12 protein-coding genes, 1 pseudogene and 1 riboswitch are annotated in these 13,096 nt (G+C 36.6%); of the genes and pseudogenes, 7 read left to right on the top strand and 6 right to left on the bottom strand.

Going from position 1 to position 13,096, the window contains the following annotated elements; all coding sequences use genetic code 11:
- Positions 1–235: 235 nt before the first annotated feature.
- From QUF99_RS07945 to QUF99_RS07925, 5 genes are all read left to right on the top strand, one after another.
- Positions 236–1,675, top strand: coding sequence for an NADP-dependent glyceraldehyde-3-phosphate dehydrogenase (locus QUF99_RS07945; protein ID WP_289369359.1), 1,440 nt, complete (start codon positions 236–238; stop codon positions 1,673–1,675).
- 230 nt (positions 1,676–1,905) lie between these two features.
- Positions 1,906–2,087, top strand: a riboswitch (Lysine riboswitch).
- 152 nt (positions 2,088–2,239) lie between these two features.
- Positions 2,240–3,661, top strand: coding sequence for an amino acid permease (locus tag QUF99_RS07940; protein ID WP_289369358.1), 1,422 nt, complete (start codon positions 2,240–2,242; stop codon positions 3,659–3,661).
- A 171-nt stretch (positions 3,662–3,832) separates the two neighbouring features.
- Positions 3,833–5,029, top strand: a complete 1,197-nt coding sequence (locus QUF99_RS07935; RefSeq protein ID WP_289369357.1) for an ABC transporter permease — start codon at positions 3,833–3,835, stop codon at positions 5,027–5,029.
- 473 nt (positions 5,030–5,502) lie between these two features.
- Positions 5,503–5,937, top strand: coding sequence for a hypothetical protein (locus QUF99_RS07930; protein WP_289369356.1), 435 nt, complete (start codon positions 5,503–5,505; stop codon positions 5,935–5,937).
- Between the two features lie 447 nt (positions 5,938–6,384).
- On the top strand, positions 6,385–6,588 hold the full coding sequence (locus tag QUF99_RS07925) for a hypothetical protein (RefSeq protein WP_289369355.1): 204 nt from the start codon (positions 6,385–6,387) through the stop codon (positions 6,586–6,588).
- An 80-nt stretch (positions 6,589–6,668) separates the two neighbouring features.
- Here the strand turns inward: QUF99_RS07925 and QUF99_RS07920 are convergent.
- From QUF99_RS07920 to QUF99_RS07910, 3 genes and pseudogenes are all read right to left on the bottom strand, one after another.
- A pseudogene (locus QUF99_RS07920) lies at positions 6,669–6,824 on the bottom strand (GNAT family N-acetyltransferase); the annotation flags it as partial.
- A gap of 489 nt (positions 6,825–7,313) precedes the next feature.
- Positions 7,314–7,874, bottom strand: a complete 561-nt coding sequence (locus QUF99_RS07915) for a hypothetical protein (protein ID WP_289369354.1) — start codon at positions 7,872–7,874, stop codon at positions 7,314–7,316.
- A 308-nt stretch (positions 7,875–8,182) separates the two neighbouring features.
- Positions 8,183–8,677 carry an Lrp/AsnC family transcriptional regulator gene (locus QUF99_RS07910; protein ID WP_289369353.1) on the bottom strand — a complete coding sequence of 165 codons (495 nt, stop codon included), beginning with the start codon at positions 8,675–8,677 and terminating at the stop codon, positions 8,183–8,185.
- A 225-nt stretch (positions 8,678–8,902) separates the two neighbouring features.
- Here QUF99_RS07910 and QUF99_RS07905 point away from each other — a divergent pair, with 225 nt between their 5' ends.
- Entirely contained in the window at positions 8,903–9,814 is a 912-nt protein-coding gene (locus QUF99_RS07905) for a DMT family transporter (RefSeq protein WP_289369352.1), read from the top strand.
- 75 nt (positions 9,815–9,889) lie between these two features.
- On the opposite strand, the gene QUF99_RS07900 is transcribed toward QUF99_RS07905, so the two are convergent.
- Positions 9,890–11,017 (bottom strand): cation:proton antiporter, encoded by a 1,128-nt coding sequence (locus tag QUF99_RS07900; RefSeq protein WP_289369351.1) that lies wholly within the window; start codon positions 11,015–11,017, stop codon positions 9,890–9,892.
- 240 nt (positions 11,018–11,257) lie between these two features.
- Between QUF99_RS07900 and bcaP the strand changes: the two genes are divergently transcribed.
- Positions 11,258–12,661 (top strand): branched-chain amino acid transporter BcaP, encoded by a 1,404-nt coding sequence (gene bcaP, locus QUF99_RS07895; RefSeq protein WP_289369350.1) that lies wholly within the window; start codon positions 11,258–11,260, stop codon positions 12,659–12,661.
- Positions 12,662–12,691: 30 nt separating this feature from the next.
- Here bcaP and QUF99_RS07890 read toward each other — a convergent pair whose 3' ends face one another.
- Together QUF99_RS07890 and QUF99_RS07885 are read right to left on the bottom strand one after the other, a co-directional pair.
- Complete coding sequence (locus QUF99_RS07890) at positions 12,692–12,820, bottom strand: RpiR family transcriptional regulator (RefSeq protein WP_289374591.1); 129 nt, start codon at positions 12,818–12,820, stop codon at positions 12,692–12,694.
- Positions 12,821–12,855: 35 nt separating this feature from the next.
- Positions 12,856–13,062, bottom strand: a complete 207-nt coding sequence (locus QUF99_RS07885) for a hypothetical protein (protein WP_289369349.1) — start codon at positions 13,060–13,062, stop codon at positions 12,856–12,858.
- Positions 13,063–13,096: the final 34 nt, after the last annotated feature.

Raw genomic sequence — 13,096 nt, 5'->3', positions numbered from 1 at the left:
TAGCGGAGATAAAGTTTCTACAATCTAAACCAACTTAAAACTGCATCTATTGATACTATACGGATTACCCTATATCTCACTTGCAAATAAGGTAAACCGCTGTATGAAAGGGCATACAAAATAAAATCGACATGAGAAATCGTTTTCATAAACATTTTGTTTGAAAAATATTCTCAAACCCCCTACAATCACCATATACTCACTCTTACAAGTTGCTATTTTAGGAGGACTAATCATGACAACTAGCAATACATACAAATTTTATTTAAACGGTGAATGGAGAGAAAGTTCATCTGGACAAACAATTGATATCCCATCACCTTATTTACATGAAGTAATCGGTAAAGTACAAGCAATTACTCGCGGAGAAGTTGATGAAGCGATTGAATCTGCAAAACAAGCTCAAAAAGAATGGGCTGAAGCGTCTCTTCAAGATCGCGCAAAATATTTATATAAATGGGCTGATGAGCTCGTAAATATGCAAGATGAAATTGCCGATATTGTAATGAAAGAAGTCGGTAAAGGCTATAAAGATGCGAAAAAAGAAGTCGTTCGTACAGCAGATTTAATTCGTTACACTGTAGATGAAGCACTTCATATGCATGGCGAAAGCATGATGGGAGACAGCTTCCCTGGTGGATCTAAATCTAAACTTGCCATTGTTCAACGTGTTCCGCGCGGCGTAATTCTAGCAATTGCACCATTTAACTATCCTGTAAACTTATCTGCTGCAAAACTTGCACCAGCTCTTATTATGGGAAATGCTGTTATCTTTAAACCAGCAACACAAGGCGCAATTAGCGGTATTAAAATGGTTGAAGCACTTCATAAAGCAGGTCTTCCAAAAGGACTTGTCAACGTAGCAACAGGACGCGGTTCTGTCATTGGTGACTACTTAGTAGAACATCCTGGCGTAAATATGGTATCGTTCACAGGTGGTACAAATACAGGAGCTCACTTAGCGAAAAAAGCGGCTATGATTCCACTTGTATTAGAGCTTGGCGGTAAGGATCCGGGTATCGTACGCGTGGATGCTGACCTGCAAGAAGCTGCAAACCATATTATTAGTGGTGCATTCTCTTATTCAGGTCAACGTTGCACAGCAATTAAACGCGTGCTTGTAAATAAACAAGTAGCAGACGAACTTGTAAGCTTATTAAAAGAACAAGTGGCTGCATTATCTGTCGGTTCTCCAGAACAAGACAGCACAATTGTACCATTAATCGATGACAAATCTGCTGATTTCGTTCAAGGATTAGTTGATGACGCAGTCCAAAAAGGTGCAACAATTGTGATCGGCAATAAACGTGAACGTAACTTAATTTACCCAACATTAATTGACAATGTTACAGAAGAAATGAAAGTTGCTTGGGAAGAGCCATTCGGCCCAATTCTTCCAATCATTCGCGTTTCTTCTGATGAAGAAGCAATTGAAATTGCCAATAAATCAGACTTTGGTCTGCAAGCAAGTGTCTTCACAAAAGATATTAATAAAGCATTTGCAATTGCAAACAAAATCGAAACTGGCTCCGTTCAAATTAACGGACGTACAGAGCGTGGCCCTGACCACTTCCCATTCATCGGTGTAAAAGGTTCTGGCATGGGTGCACAAGGTATTCGCAAGAGCCTTGAATCTATGACACGCGAGAAAGTAACTGTACTAAACTTAGTATAATTTTTCATATAGAAGCTGAGCCAAGAGACCACTTTTCGTGGACTTTTGGCTATCAGCTTCTTTTTTATTGTAGAAACAAGAAAACACAACAATTATATAAAGCCTACATTCCTCATCTTAATGACAAATTGTTCACCATAGTCTGATTATTACTGTATCCATTGACGAATAAAAATACATTTGTTACCCTTGATTACGTTAACTTAATACATAAATCCTCATTCGTATCTCGGTGAGGTAGAGGTTGCAGTCATTAAGAGTATCATTTCGGGAAATGTAGTGGCATTGATGAACGAATGAGAAAGGAATGGTTGCCGAAGTAAGAAGTACCCACTGTACATTCTTGCTGGGGCTGCATTGAATAGGTGCAGAACTGTCACAGGTATTTTGCTTGTGGAGAGCTATCGAGAGATATGTCGTGGGTTTCTTATAAGATAGAAAGCACGTAACGACAATCACGCGTGCTTTTTTTTGTTTTGTATGGAACTTGCTTTTCTTCCTTTTTGGAAGACATACATATCTCCTCGCTTGACTTGGTTATACTAACTTTGGAGGTATTCTTTTATGCAACAGAAAAAATGGGGCTTTTGGGTACTGACAGCATTTGTTGTCGGCAACATGGTTGGCGCTGGTATTTTTATGGTGCCAAGTACATTGGCACAAACAGCTAGCCCACTCGGTGTTACGTTAGCTTGGTTAACAACAGGATTTGGTGTTTTAATGCTAGCTCTTGTTTTCGGTAATTTAGCAATTCGTCGTCCTGATTTAACAACAGGGCCACAAAGTCACGCATACGCTTTATTCAAATCACCAAAGAAGAAAAAAATGGCTGGTTTTAGCATGGTTTGGGGCTATTGGGTTGCAAACTGGGCGAGTAACGTTGCTATTATTACATCTTTTGCGGGTTACTTATCGCTTTTCTTCCCAATTATGAAAGATACGCGTCTTTTATTTTCAATTGGTTCTTTTGATATTGAAGTTGGAAAACTCATTACGTTCTCCATCTGTTCTTTCTTACTATGGGGCACACATTTGATTTTAACAAACGGTGTAAATGGAGCCGGAAGATTAAACTTTTTAGCAACAACAACGAAAGTTACTGGATTCCTTCTGTTCATCATTGTGACATTATTTGCATTTCAAGCTTCAAAATTTGGTCAATGGTACACACCGATGATCGATAAAGAAGGCGTTTCACATGGACTACTTTCACAAGTAAACTTAGCCGCTCTCACAACATTGTGGGCATTTATTGGGATTGAATCAGCTGTATTATTATCAAATCGCGCTGTATCTCCCAAAATTGTGAAACGAGCAACTGTAACAGGCTTACTCTTAACAGTAGGAATTTATTTAGGAATTACCATTTTAACAATGGGTGTTCTTCACATTGATAAATTACAAACTTCTGAACGTCCATTAGCAGATGCATTAAATGCTGCAATGGGACATGGCGGTGGGAAATTAATGGCACTTCTTGCCCTTACTTCCTTATTCGGCTCCATTCTGGGCTGGATTTTATTAAGCTCAGAAGTACCATATCAAGCGGCAAAAGAAGGATTCTTCCCTTCATTCTTTGCAAAAACAAACAAAAAGGGAAGTCCGATTCATTCCTTGCGACTGACAAACATTATGTCGCAAGTGTTCTTATTCTCAACACTATCAGGAACGATTGCCGAAGCGTATACATTCGTTATTACCGTATCAACGCTGGCTTACTTAATTCCATATCTCGTTTCACCAATCTTCCAATTAAAACTCGTCATAACTGGTGAAACATATAAGAACGAAAAAGGTACGCGTATTCTGGATGGTATTATCGCGACCATAGCAATTGTATATGCACTATGGGTCATCAAGACAGGCGCCACAGATTTAAAAACGTTCCTACTTGGGATTGGATTATTTGTAATCGGCTTTGCCTTCTATCCATTAATGAAGCGAGATAAAAGAAATTCTCAAAATGAAAACGAGCATGTTGCATAAAGCAATTTGCTCGTTTTTATTTTTGTATAAGAAAGAAACCTTTATTCCGCTATTCTTGGGCAGTAATACCCCCACCTCAAAATTCGGCGAAAGTAAAGAAGATAGCTGGCGGATGAAAAAACCCCCACTGATTAAAGTTTCACTTTATAATAAAAGACAGAGGTGAGAAACATGACAATTGAAACATTATGGGGTGCTCGTTTTCAAAAACATCTTCAAAACGTCATCATGTACTTTGCACGCATGATTAGCGGTCTACTATACAGCTTCATCTTCGTCTCATGTATTGGTGCATATTATTACGCAAAATTTCTTAAAACATCTCCTTCTAAAGGAGTCTCATTATTCATCATTATATCTCTGCTGACAATCATTGTAACTAGATGTCCAATCCGTACTTTTTTACAAAAACCTGACGCCATTTATTTATTAGCACTTGAAGAAAAATTAGCACATTATTTCAAACAATCGCTCCTATATAATTACATCATTCAACTCTTTCCATTGTTATGTGCTGTGCTTATCATTACACCGCTGGCACTGCAATTACACGCAACACCTGCTTTTTTATGTGCTGTATTCTTTATTTTAGCACTCGTAAAAGGATGGAATATATACATAAGTTGGATGTGGAGAGATCGACATACTTCTCATCTTTGGTTCATCATTCGGACAGGTTGTAACATACTTATTGTATATATGCTCTTTCAATCTGTTTCGTTTGTTTTATTAGGAGTGGGATTATTACTTCTTCTCGTCTTTCTTTTTTATACATTAAAACAAGCTCCAAAACGGATTCAATGGGAATATGTAATCGAACAAGAAGAAAAAATGGACATGCGCTTTTATCAATTTGCTAACTTTTTTACAGATGTTCCGCAAATAAAAAAACAAGTAAATCAAAGAACATGGCTTACAAGCTGGCTGGAACCTTTCCTACATAAAAAGCAATCTACTTTCTTATATTTGTACACTTTAGCCTTTCTTCGGACCAATGATTATTTTGGAATATACATTCGATTGACTATCGTCGGAATCGGAGTTGTATATTATGTACCTACTCCACTTGCGAAAGGCTTAGTTACTTTATGTCTCTTATACATGTCGTCTATCCAACTTCGTGCCCTATGGAAATATTTTTCAGGAAATAATATTGTAGTATTATTTCCCATTTCTTATGAAGAAAGAATACGCCAATTTCTTACGCTTATCTTTTTCGTAACATGTGTGCAATTAATGGTGTTTACCGCTATTGCACTTGCTCGTACCCAACAGTTCTTACCTACTCTTTCCATTGCTATGATTGGAATATTTTTCATCAAATTTATTATTCTGCCCAAAACCAAAAAACGAATTTCTTCTTTATAATTGAAATCATAATTGTAAAAAGTCATAAAAAATTAAGGGTGTTACATATTATACATGACTAATATGTAATACCCTTTTACTTCTTGTTCAACAAACGTGCCCGATTGCGAAAGATCATATCTACATCAATATTGTAAAGTGACAATAAAGTTATTTAATTTTAAAACCTCAAACACGCATAACCCCATGCTGATTTTAGGATGGGGTTAAAATAAAATTGTTTAATTTTTGATGTAGATTACTTCACTATACCTAAAAATATAACAATAAAGTCGTTTAAATCTAAGAGTTATTCAATAATCGCGCCCGTTTGTGGCATAAAGCGACAAGGTCACGGAAATGAGCGACTTTATTTAAAGTAACGTTCTTTATTTTCTTAAAGTGAATAAAATTACTTTAAGAGAATAAATTGAAAATAATAAAGAAGTAAACAAAAAAGAGAAAGAAGGAACCGGGAATTTCCAAGGAAGGTTGTGGTGAACATCAAGGTTAGGAATTTTTATTATCTGATTGCAGGCGTCCTTGCGATGCTGTTTGCCGTCACGCACGCATGGAACGGGCAATCCGCTGTGCTACCGACGCTCAACATTGAGGCAATATCCGTGGGTACCCGGACAGTATTCACGTATGTCTGGCACATCATCACGGCGGAAAATCTGGTCTTCGGCATCGCTTTCATTTTCATGTCATTCCAAACCGAGCGATCAAAGATCCGGTTTGCCGCATGGTTGATCGCGGCGATCCTGATCGTCCGACTGATGGTTATTCTTGGTGTAACGGCCTTGCTTGACGTATCGGGGCTTACGAATACGCTTATAGATTCGATTGCCATCGTAATCTATGTCGCCCTCATCATACTGGGCACAAGAATGAAGAAAAAGCAGTACGATGGTCAGCAACCACAGTAACAGAGATGTCCGATAATAAAGGAAAGAGGACATTAACACCAGGAATTAAAGATTCTAATGTCCTCTAAGGCTTAACAAAAAAGGATTTTATTATTTCCGCTAAAGTTTAAATGTAAAAGTTACAGGTATCTTGGGGTTACCCGTTATTCCAGAATATGGCCCGATTGTTGAATAACTGAATGGGCTTTTTTAAATAACTTTATTGTAAATCAACAAATATGTTATAAATTACTGACTCCTCCTTGAATAAAAGCACCCGATAGCAAAACAAAAAGTCCGCGAATTGCGGTCTTTTTTTTATTCCACTTAGAAAAGTATCTCCAGATTTCCAATCACTTCTTTTAGGCATTTCTCATATAGTGAAAATGACTATACTTCCGGATTTTTATGAAAAACGAATATATTTCATAACCTTATAAATATAAACAAAATGATGGGAGCCCTATTATGAACCATACCCCCACTTCAACGCCCAAAGATAATTCTGAGGAAAACCAAAGAATTATTAGCCTACAAACATTAAGAGTCATTGGACTCATTGTCTTAATTAGTGGTTATATCCTCGTCGCCCTCTCCGAAATAGGAGAACTGAAAAATCTTTTAATGGGACCAAATGCAGCACACAATGCTCTAGAGCAAGACGTTTTCTAGAGAAGAAGGCTATACGAAAAGCTAATTGTACTTAGAACGATTAGCTTTTTATACTGTAACAAAAGGATCTCATTCTAACTTCATGAAATATACTTAATTATAGCAACCTCATCACAACAGTGAAATTTAGGGCAATGTGCACAATCAATCCATGGTTTTTCAGGTAATAACTCTTTATCAACAATATCAAATCCACACTTCTTAAAAAACGTAGTTTGGTAAGTTAAAGAAATTATATAAATCCATTTTGATTTTTCGACATATAAGCCGCGGCTATGGATAACAAAAAGTGACCTGCACTCGTTTTCTCTCTTTGTTTTCACTACGTCTGGGCAGGAAAAGGATCTGACCGCTTCTATGCATGACCGGATGCTCTCTCCCACCTAAAAAGAAGGGTTTTATGTCGGTTTTTTAATTTGTATTTATATAGAATAAATTTGTCTTATATGGTTCTAATAATCTCTTTATTTGAAACATCATTTTTTACTCTCCTTAAACGCCCCCCTGCTAAAGTTTTATTAAAAGTCAAGAAAATAACTAAAAAGCTTTATAAACAAACAATTAGATTTAATGTCACACATTAAATAAGGTAAAAGGTAAGGATAGATCAACAGGGAAGAATACCTGATTGCATCTATCCTTTTTTGTACTACATATGACCTCATTTACCACAACAACATCTTTTGCTGTTATTCAACTAACGCATGCGTTAGTTGAATTAGAAATTAAATTTTCATCATTAATAAATCAAGATCATTTTGTAAATCGGTTTTTTCTAATCCGTCTCCATACACTTCTACCAATTGCGTAGTATATCTTTTTGAATTAACAATGTAGTGTTTTAATTTTAAAAAAGTACTTAAAGGAAAATCATGCTCATACCATGTTTCACGATATCCTACGATTCCATATTTTTTTATTAATAAATCTATTTCCTTAATTACGTTTCGTAAAAATTCAGTATAAGAACATTTTGTTTCTATTTTTACTTTTGGACTCAGTTTCAAATTAAGGTCTTTATAACTTATAGCCTTTATAAAAAGCGTATCATCTTCTATCAATTGTAAAAATATATTTGTACCTGCTGGTTCAGAGTCCCATTCTAAACTAACATTTTCTCTACACTCATCATCTGGAACACAATATTTATTTAACAGCATAAGTCCATTCAAAAAATCCCCTAATCCATCTGTTAGATAACTAATTCCAAAATAGTGTTCCTGATTATTGATTTCAATAATTCCATCAGCCCAACCTAAACCAGTTAATTGATATTCAAACTTCATTCTCTACACCCCCAAATCGTGAGCTTCAGCTAACGCATGCGTTAGTTGAATAAGTTTAACTTACAAAGAAGCATGTATGTTTGGAAACTCTTTTTATTGTTTCTTCGAATCTTAAATTGTAATTTCATAAAGAGTATTCCACTCTAAGCCAGAAATCTCATGTTCTTTAATAAACTGATTTAAAGAATAATTAGTTACTATATTTCCTTTTTCTGAACCTTGTATATCTGTTAGGAAAAATACTTTACCCTCGGGTGAACCTAACAAAGCACGATTATTAGTGTTGATAATCCAAACAAGCACCACTATCATTCGGTGCTTGTTTTCTCATTTCGTATCGGCAACACAGTCGAATACTTAATCTCCCTTAGCGCTAAGCTCGTTTGAATCCGCGTAATCCCGAGCTTATTTAACTTTCTAATAAAACACTCGAGTTCCTTCCGATCTCGGTTTGCTACTTTTAAAAGATAATCGTACTCCCCTGTTAAGCAATGACATTCCAGTACTTCAGGCATAGATTTCAATTCTCTTTCTAATACTTCTAGTTTTTCAGCTTGATGAATGTTTGTGCTCATAAAAATAAAACATAATAAGTCAAAGCCAAGTTTCTCCTGATTTAATATCGCAACTTGCTTATCAATAAACCCTTCACTTTCCAAGCGTTTTACCCGTGCATGCATCGCAGGTGGTGACAAATTGACGCGGCGCGCAAGCTCTGCGTTGCTTACCTGTGATTCTTTTTGCAATACATCTAAAATTTGAAGGTCTAAATCATCTAACACTTTAATAATGGACGATTCCATGTAAGTAACCCCCTGTTCTCTCTTTTCTGACCGACGATTCTTCGAAAAAACATATCCTACTCATCGCAAAATTGAATAAAAGTCGCCGAATAAGACACTTTACCTATTATTATTTTGAATTTTATCAATTATACAAAACAACATATAGGATAAACAAGAAAAATGTTAAAATTATTTACAATTCAGTTATTCATCTTTCTTACTTTTGAAAAGGGGTTTCATAATATGCCGTACTTTTATGTTTTTTTATTACTGTTAACAAGCTTACTCTGGGGTGGAAACTTTGTTGTTGGAAAATCACTTGTCAATCATGCTTCTCCAATGACTCTTACTAGCTTACGATGGATGATTGCGATCATTTGTCTATTACCGCTTGTCTGGTTCAAAGAAAAGAAAATTTTGCCGCCGCGTGGTGCAATCCTTCCCTTACTATTCATGGGATTAACTGGTGTTGTTCTCTTTAACATTTTTCAATTTCTAGCACTAGAACAAACATCTGCAACAAACGTTGGACTCATTTCTACATTAAATGCAATTTCAATTGCTCTATTTTCGTCTTTATTCTTAAAAGAAAAAATAAACACGCTTCAAATTCTTTCTATGATTCTTTCTTTATTTGGCGTTGTTCTCGTACTTTCAAAAGGAAATATAGCACTGTTATTTTCATTACATTTCAATAGCGGGGATTTATGGATGATAGCCGCTGTCTGTATATGGGGCATCTATTCTGTTTGCAGCAAATGGGCAACAAAGAAAACAACACCGATAATGGCGACATTATATTCTGGAATTTTCGGTGTCATCATACTGCTTCCATTTAACATTTCTCAGTTTACTGTTTCTCATATCGACGCTTCATTTATCACCTCATTACTATACACAGGTGTAATCTCAACTGTTGTCTGTATGGTATTTTGGAATATTGGTGTTCAAAAATTAGGAGCAACTACGTCTGGTATTTTTCTAAATTTCAATCCAATCTTTACCGCTATTTTAGCGTTTCTTTTCCTAGGAGAACAAATTACGTGGGTTCAAATCTTCGGCACTTTCGTTGTGGTTACTGGCTGTTATTTATTTTCCCATTTTAAAACAGTCGTACCTCAGCCAAGCACAACTTTTGCACGTAATCATTTATAGGTTGTATAGAATCACATCGCGTGCAGGATCGAGCCGACAGAAAGGAGCTTATCAAAATGCAATAAGCTCCTTTTTTTAGACAAAATATTTCTTCAATAGTGGCGGCGTAATAATTGTCGTTAAAATAACAACGATGACAATAGATGTGAAATTTTCCTTCGCTAGCATATTCGCTGCAAGTCCATTGGAAGCTATGATTAAGGCCACCTCTCCCCTTGATACCATACCAGCACCAATACTAATAGAAGATTGTAAATTGAAACCGGTTAATCTTGCTCCTAAACCAGATCCAATTAATTTTGTCAGTATCGCAATAATGGTCGTAATGACAATAAACCATATTTGATCCCCGATTCCTTGAAACGTAATTTCCATACCGATGCTAACAAAAAAGACTGGCACGAAAATCGCGTAAGCAATCGGCTCTATTTTATGTTCTACCTCATGCTTATATGTCGTTTGTGAAATGGCGATTCCTGCTGCAAACGCTCCAATAATCCCAGCAATCCCCATAGCCTCGCTATAATACGCAAATGAAAAACAAATGATTAGTGCGGCACTAATTAATGCTTCTGATACGCGAAGTGGTGACAACATTTTCATAATAAACGGAACACCCTTCCAGCCAATCAGAACAATGCTGACGAAAAAGATGATTTTCTTTGCAATCACAAGTGTGAGATTTACATCTTGTGTACCTAAAAAACTCATTACAAATGCTAACAAAATGACAACAATGATGTCATCAAAAACAGCAGCCCCTAAAATCGTTGTACTTTCCCTTGTGTTCATTTTTCCTAAGTCTCGCAATGTTTGAACAGAGATACTCACAGAAGTAGCACAAAGGAGTAGCCCTAGAAAAATCGCATGCGATTGTAGCATTCCAAAGGCTAAACCTGCAAGATACCCGCCGGAAAATGGAAAAATAATACCGCCTACCGCTACAGCAAACGAAGATTTCAGATTACGATTTAATTCCTCTAAATCTGTCTCCAGCCCCGCTATAAACATCAGTAACAATACACCAATTTCACTTAGTTCATCAATAAGCTCTGAACTATTAATAATTCCAAAGACAGCGGGACCGATAATAATCCCGATAATTAATTTACCTAATACAGATGGCTGACCAAGTTTAACGCTAATATCACCAGCCAACTTCGTACAAAGTAAAATAACGACAAGTTCAAAATAAAACAGCATACTATCTTCTCCTACTTTCAAAAATGCTTTTATTCATGAAGATAGTTTTTCCGTACAAGTGTGATTTTATTTGTTATAATTTTATTTGACAAAATATTCTGAATTATAATAAAATGACTACAGCAATCCTATATTAAAACAATACACAACTGTACCTCTATTCACTTACATTCTATTTTGTAATGGACTCATATTATAATTCGCAGTTGTGGCGATTGATCAGGAGAGAGGAGAGTCCATGTGAAATCATTATTACGAAAAAAACCGTTGACGACTGAATCACCACGGCAGCTGCAAAGAACATTAACTGCATTAGATTTAACCTTTTTAGGCATTGGGGCTGTAATTGGGACAGGCATTTTCGTTTTAACAGGGATCGTTGCTGCTAAGCATTCTGGTCCTGGTATTATGTTATCCTTTCTGATTGCTGCGTTTACTTGTGCTTGTGTTGCCTTCTGTTATGCAGAATTTGCTTCCTCCATCCCCATTTCCGGGAGCGTTTACACGTATGCGTATATGACAGTTGGAGAAGTTGTTGCGTTCATTGTTGGCTGGTGTTTAATGCTTGAATACTTGCTAGCCGTTGCAGCGGTAGCTGTTGGCTGGTCAGGGTATTTACAATCGTTGCTGCATGGTTTTAATATTCATCTACCCGCCATCATTGCCTCGGCCCCCGGTATGGGAAAAGGGGGAATAATTGATTTACCAGCTGTATGTATTTTACTTTTCATTACACTACTTCTTAGCCGCGGAGTCCGCGAAAGCGCTCGCATTAATAACGTAATGGTATTAATTAAATTAGCGGTTATCATTGCCTTTATCGTAGCAGGTGCTAAATATGTAAAACCAGAAAACTGGACACCGTTTTTACCATTTGGATATGATGGAATCATTACAGGTGCAGCGACAGTCTTCTTTGCTTTCTTAGGCTTTGATGCCATTGCAACAGCCGCTGAAGAAACGAAAAGACCACAGCGTGATTTACCGATTGGTATTATCGGTTCCCTTCTCATCTGTACTGTCTTGTATATGATTGTATCCTTTGTGTTAACAGGTATGGTTCCTTATACACAGTTAGATGTTTCGGACCCAGTTGCTTTTGCTCTTCAGTTTGTTGGTGAAGATACAATTGCCGGTTTATTAGCCGTCGGAGCAATGACCGGAATGACGACTGTTATTTTAGTCGTTATGTATGGACAAGTTCGCGTTTCCTACGCGATGAGCCGGGATGGTCTCCTTCCAAAAGCATTGGCACGCGTCAATCAAAGAGTAAAAATACCGTTATTAAACACATGGATTACTGGGATTGCGGCCGCATTATTAGCAGGCTTAATAGATCTACATTTGCTTGCGAATTTAGTAAATATCGGTACACTAACCGCCTTTTCATTCGTTTGCTTCGCTGTACTTATTTTACGAAAAACACATCCAAATTTACAGCGAGGTTTCCGCGCTCCATTCGTACCCGTATTACCAATCGTTGCAATCTGTTGTTGTATATATTTAATGATTAATCTTTCTGCAACAACATGGAAAGGTTTTGCTATCTGGCTTGCAATTGGACTATGTGTCTATTTCTTCTACTCTAGGCACAATAGCCATTTACTTACCGAAAAAAATACCGATGAGAAAAAAGAAGCCTAAAAGAAAGCTCGCCGCATTGGCGAGCTTTTCTTACGTTCTTGTTTCTTTTCCTGTTACCGTTTGTAGAATGAAAAATATGCCGATGCAAGCTGTAAACCAAGCCCAATCTCCGAGTGGTGAAGCATAGTTCACAATGCCAACTGTGATTACAATTATCATCACGACAAATTGATATGCCAGTTTCCACTTCTGCTTTATCGTTTTGTTTCTGCCTTTTTCTTTTTCCAAGCATTCATACTCTCGAAGAAAAAGTTAATAAATAACGTTCCTAGTCCCGCTAATAAAAATGTCATAAGAAAAAGAACCCATATGCTTTTTTCTTTCAAAAAGTAATATCCAACGAGAAGCACTACGGCGATCCATATATATTCAAGGATTCTTTTTATCTTTTTCTGTTCCACGTAATTCGCTCCTTTAGTTTTTCATCTGTTTTTA

Source organism: Bacillus sp. DX4.1, from assembly GCF_030348195.1.
In the GTDB taxonomy this organism is placed as follows: Bacteria; Bacillota; Bacilli; order Bacillales; family Bacillaceae_G; genus Bacillus_A.
This window is presented reverse-complemented; position numbering and strand designations above follow the sequence as displayed.

Coding starts and splice junctions, on each gene's coding strand:
- QUF99_RS07945 (WP_289369359.1), top strand. CDS start 236: ATGACAACTAGCAATACATACAAATTTTATTTAAACGGTGAATGGAGA.
- QUF99_RS07940 (WP_289369358.1), top strand. CDS start 2,240: ATGCAACAGAAAAAATGGGGCTTTTGGGTACTGACAGCATTTGTTGTC.
- QUF99_RS07935 (WP_289369357.1), top strand. CDS start 3,833: ATGACAATTGAAACATTATGGGGTGCTCGTTTTCAAAAACATCTTCAA.
- QUF99_RS07925 (WP_289369355.1), top strand. CDS start 6,385: ATGAACCATACCCCCACTTCAACGCCCAAAGATAATTCTGAGGAAAAC.
- QUF99_RS07915 (WP_289369354.1), bottom strand. CDS start 7,874: ATGAAGTTTGAATATCAATTAACTGGTTTAGGTTGGGCTGATGGAATT.
- QUF99_RS07910 (WP_289369353.1), bottom strand. CDS start 8,677: ATGGAATCGTCCATTATTAAAGTGTTAGATGATTTAGACCTTCAAATT.
- QUF99_RS07905 (WP_289369352.1), top strand. CDS start 8,903: ATGCCGTACTTTTATGTTTTTTTATTACTGTTAACAAGCTTACTCTGG.
- QUF99_RS07900 (WP_289369351.1), bottom strand. CDS start 11,017: ATGCTGTTTTATTTTGAACTTGTCGTTATTTTACTTTGTACGAAGTTG.
- QUF99_RS07890 (WP_289374591.1), bottom strand. CDS start 12,820: ATGATAATTGTAATCACAGTTGGCATTGTGAACTATGCTTCACCACTC.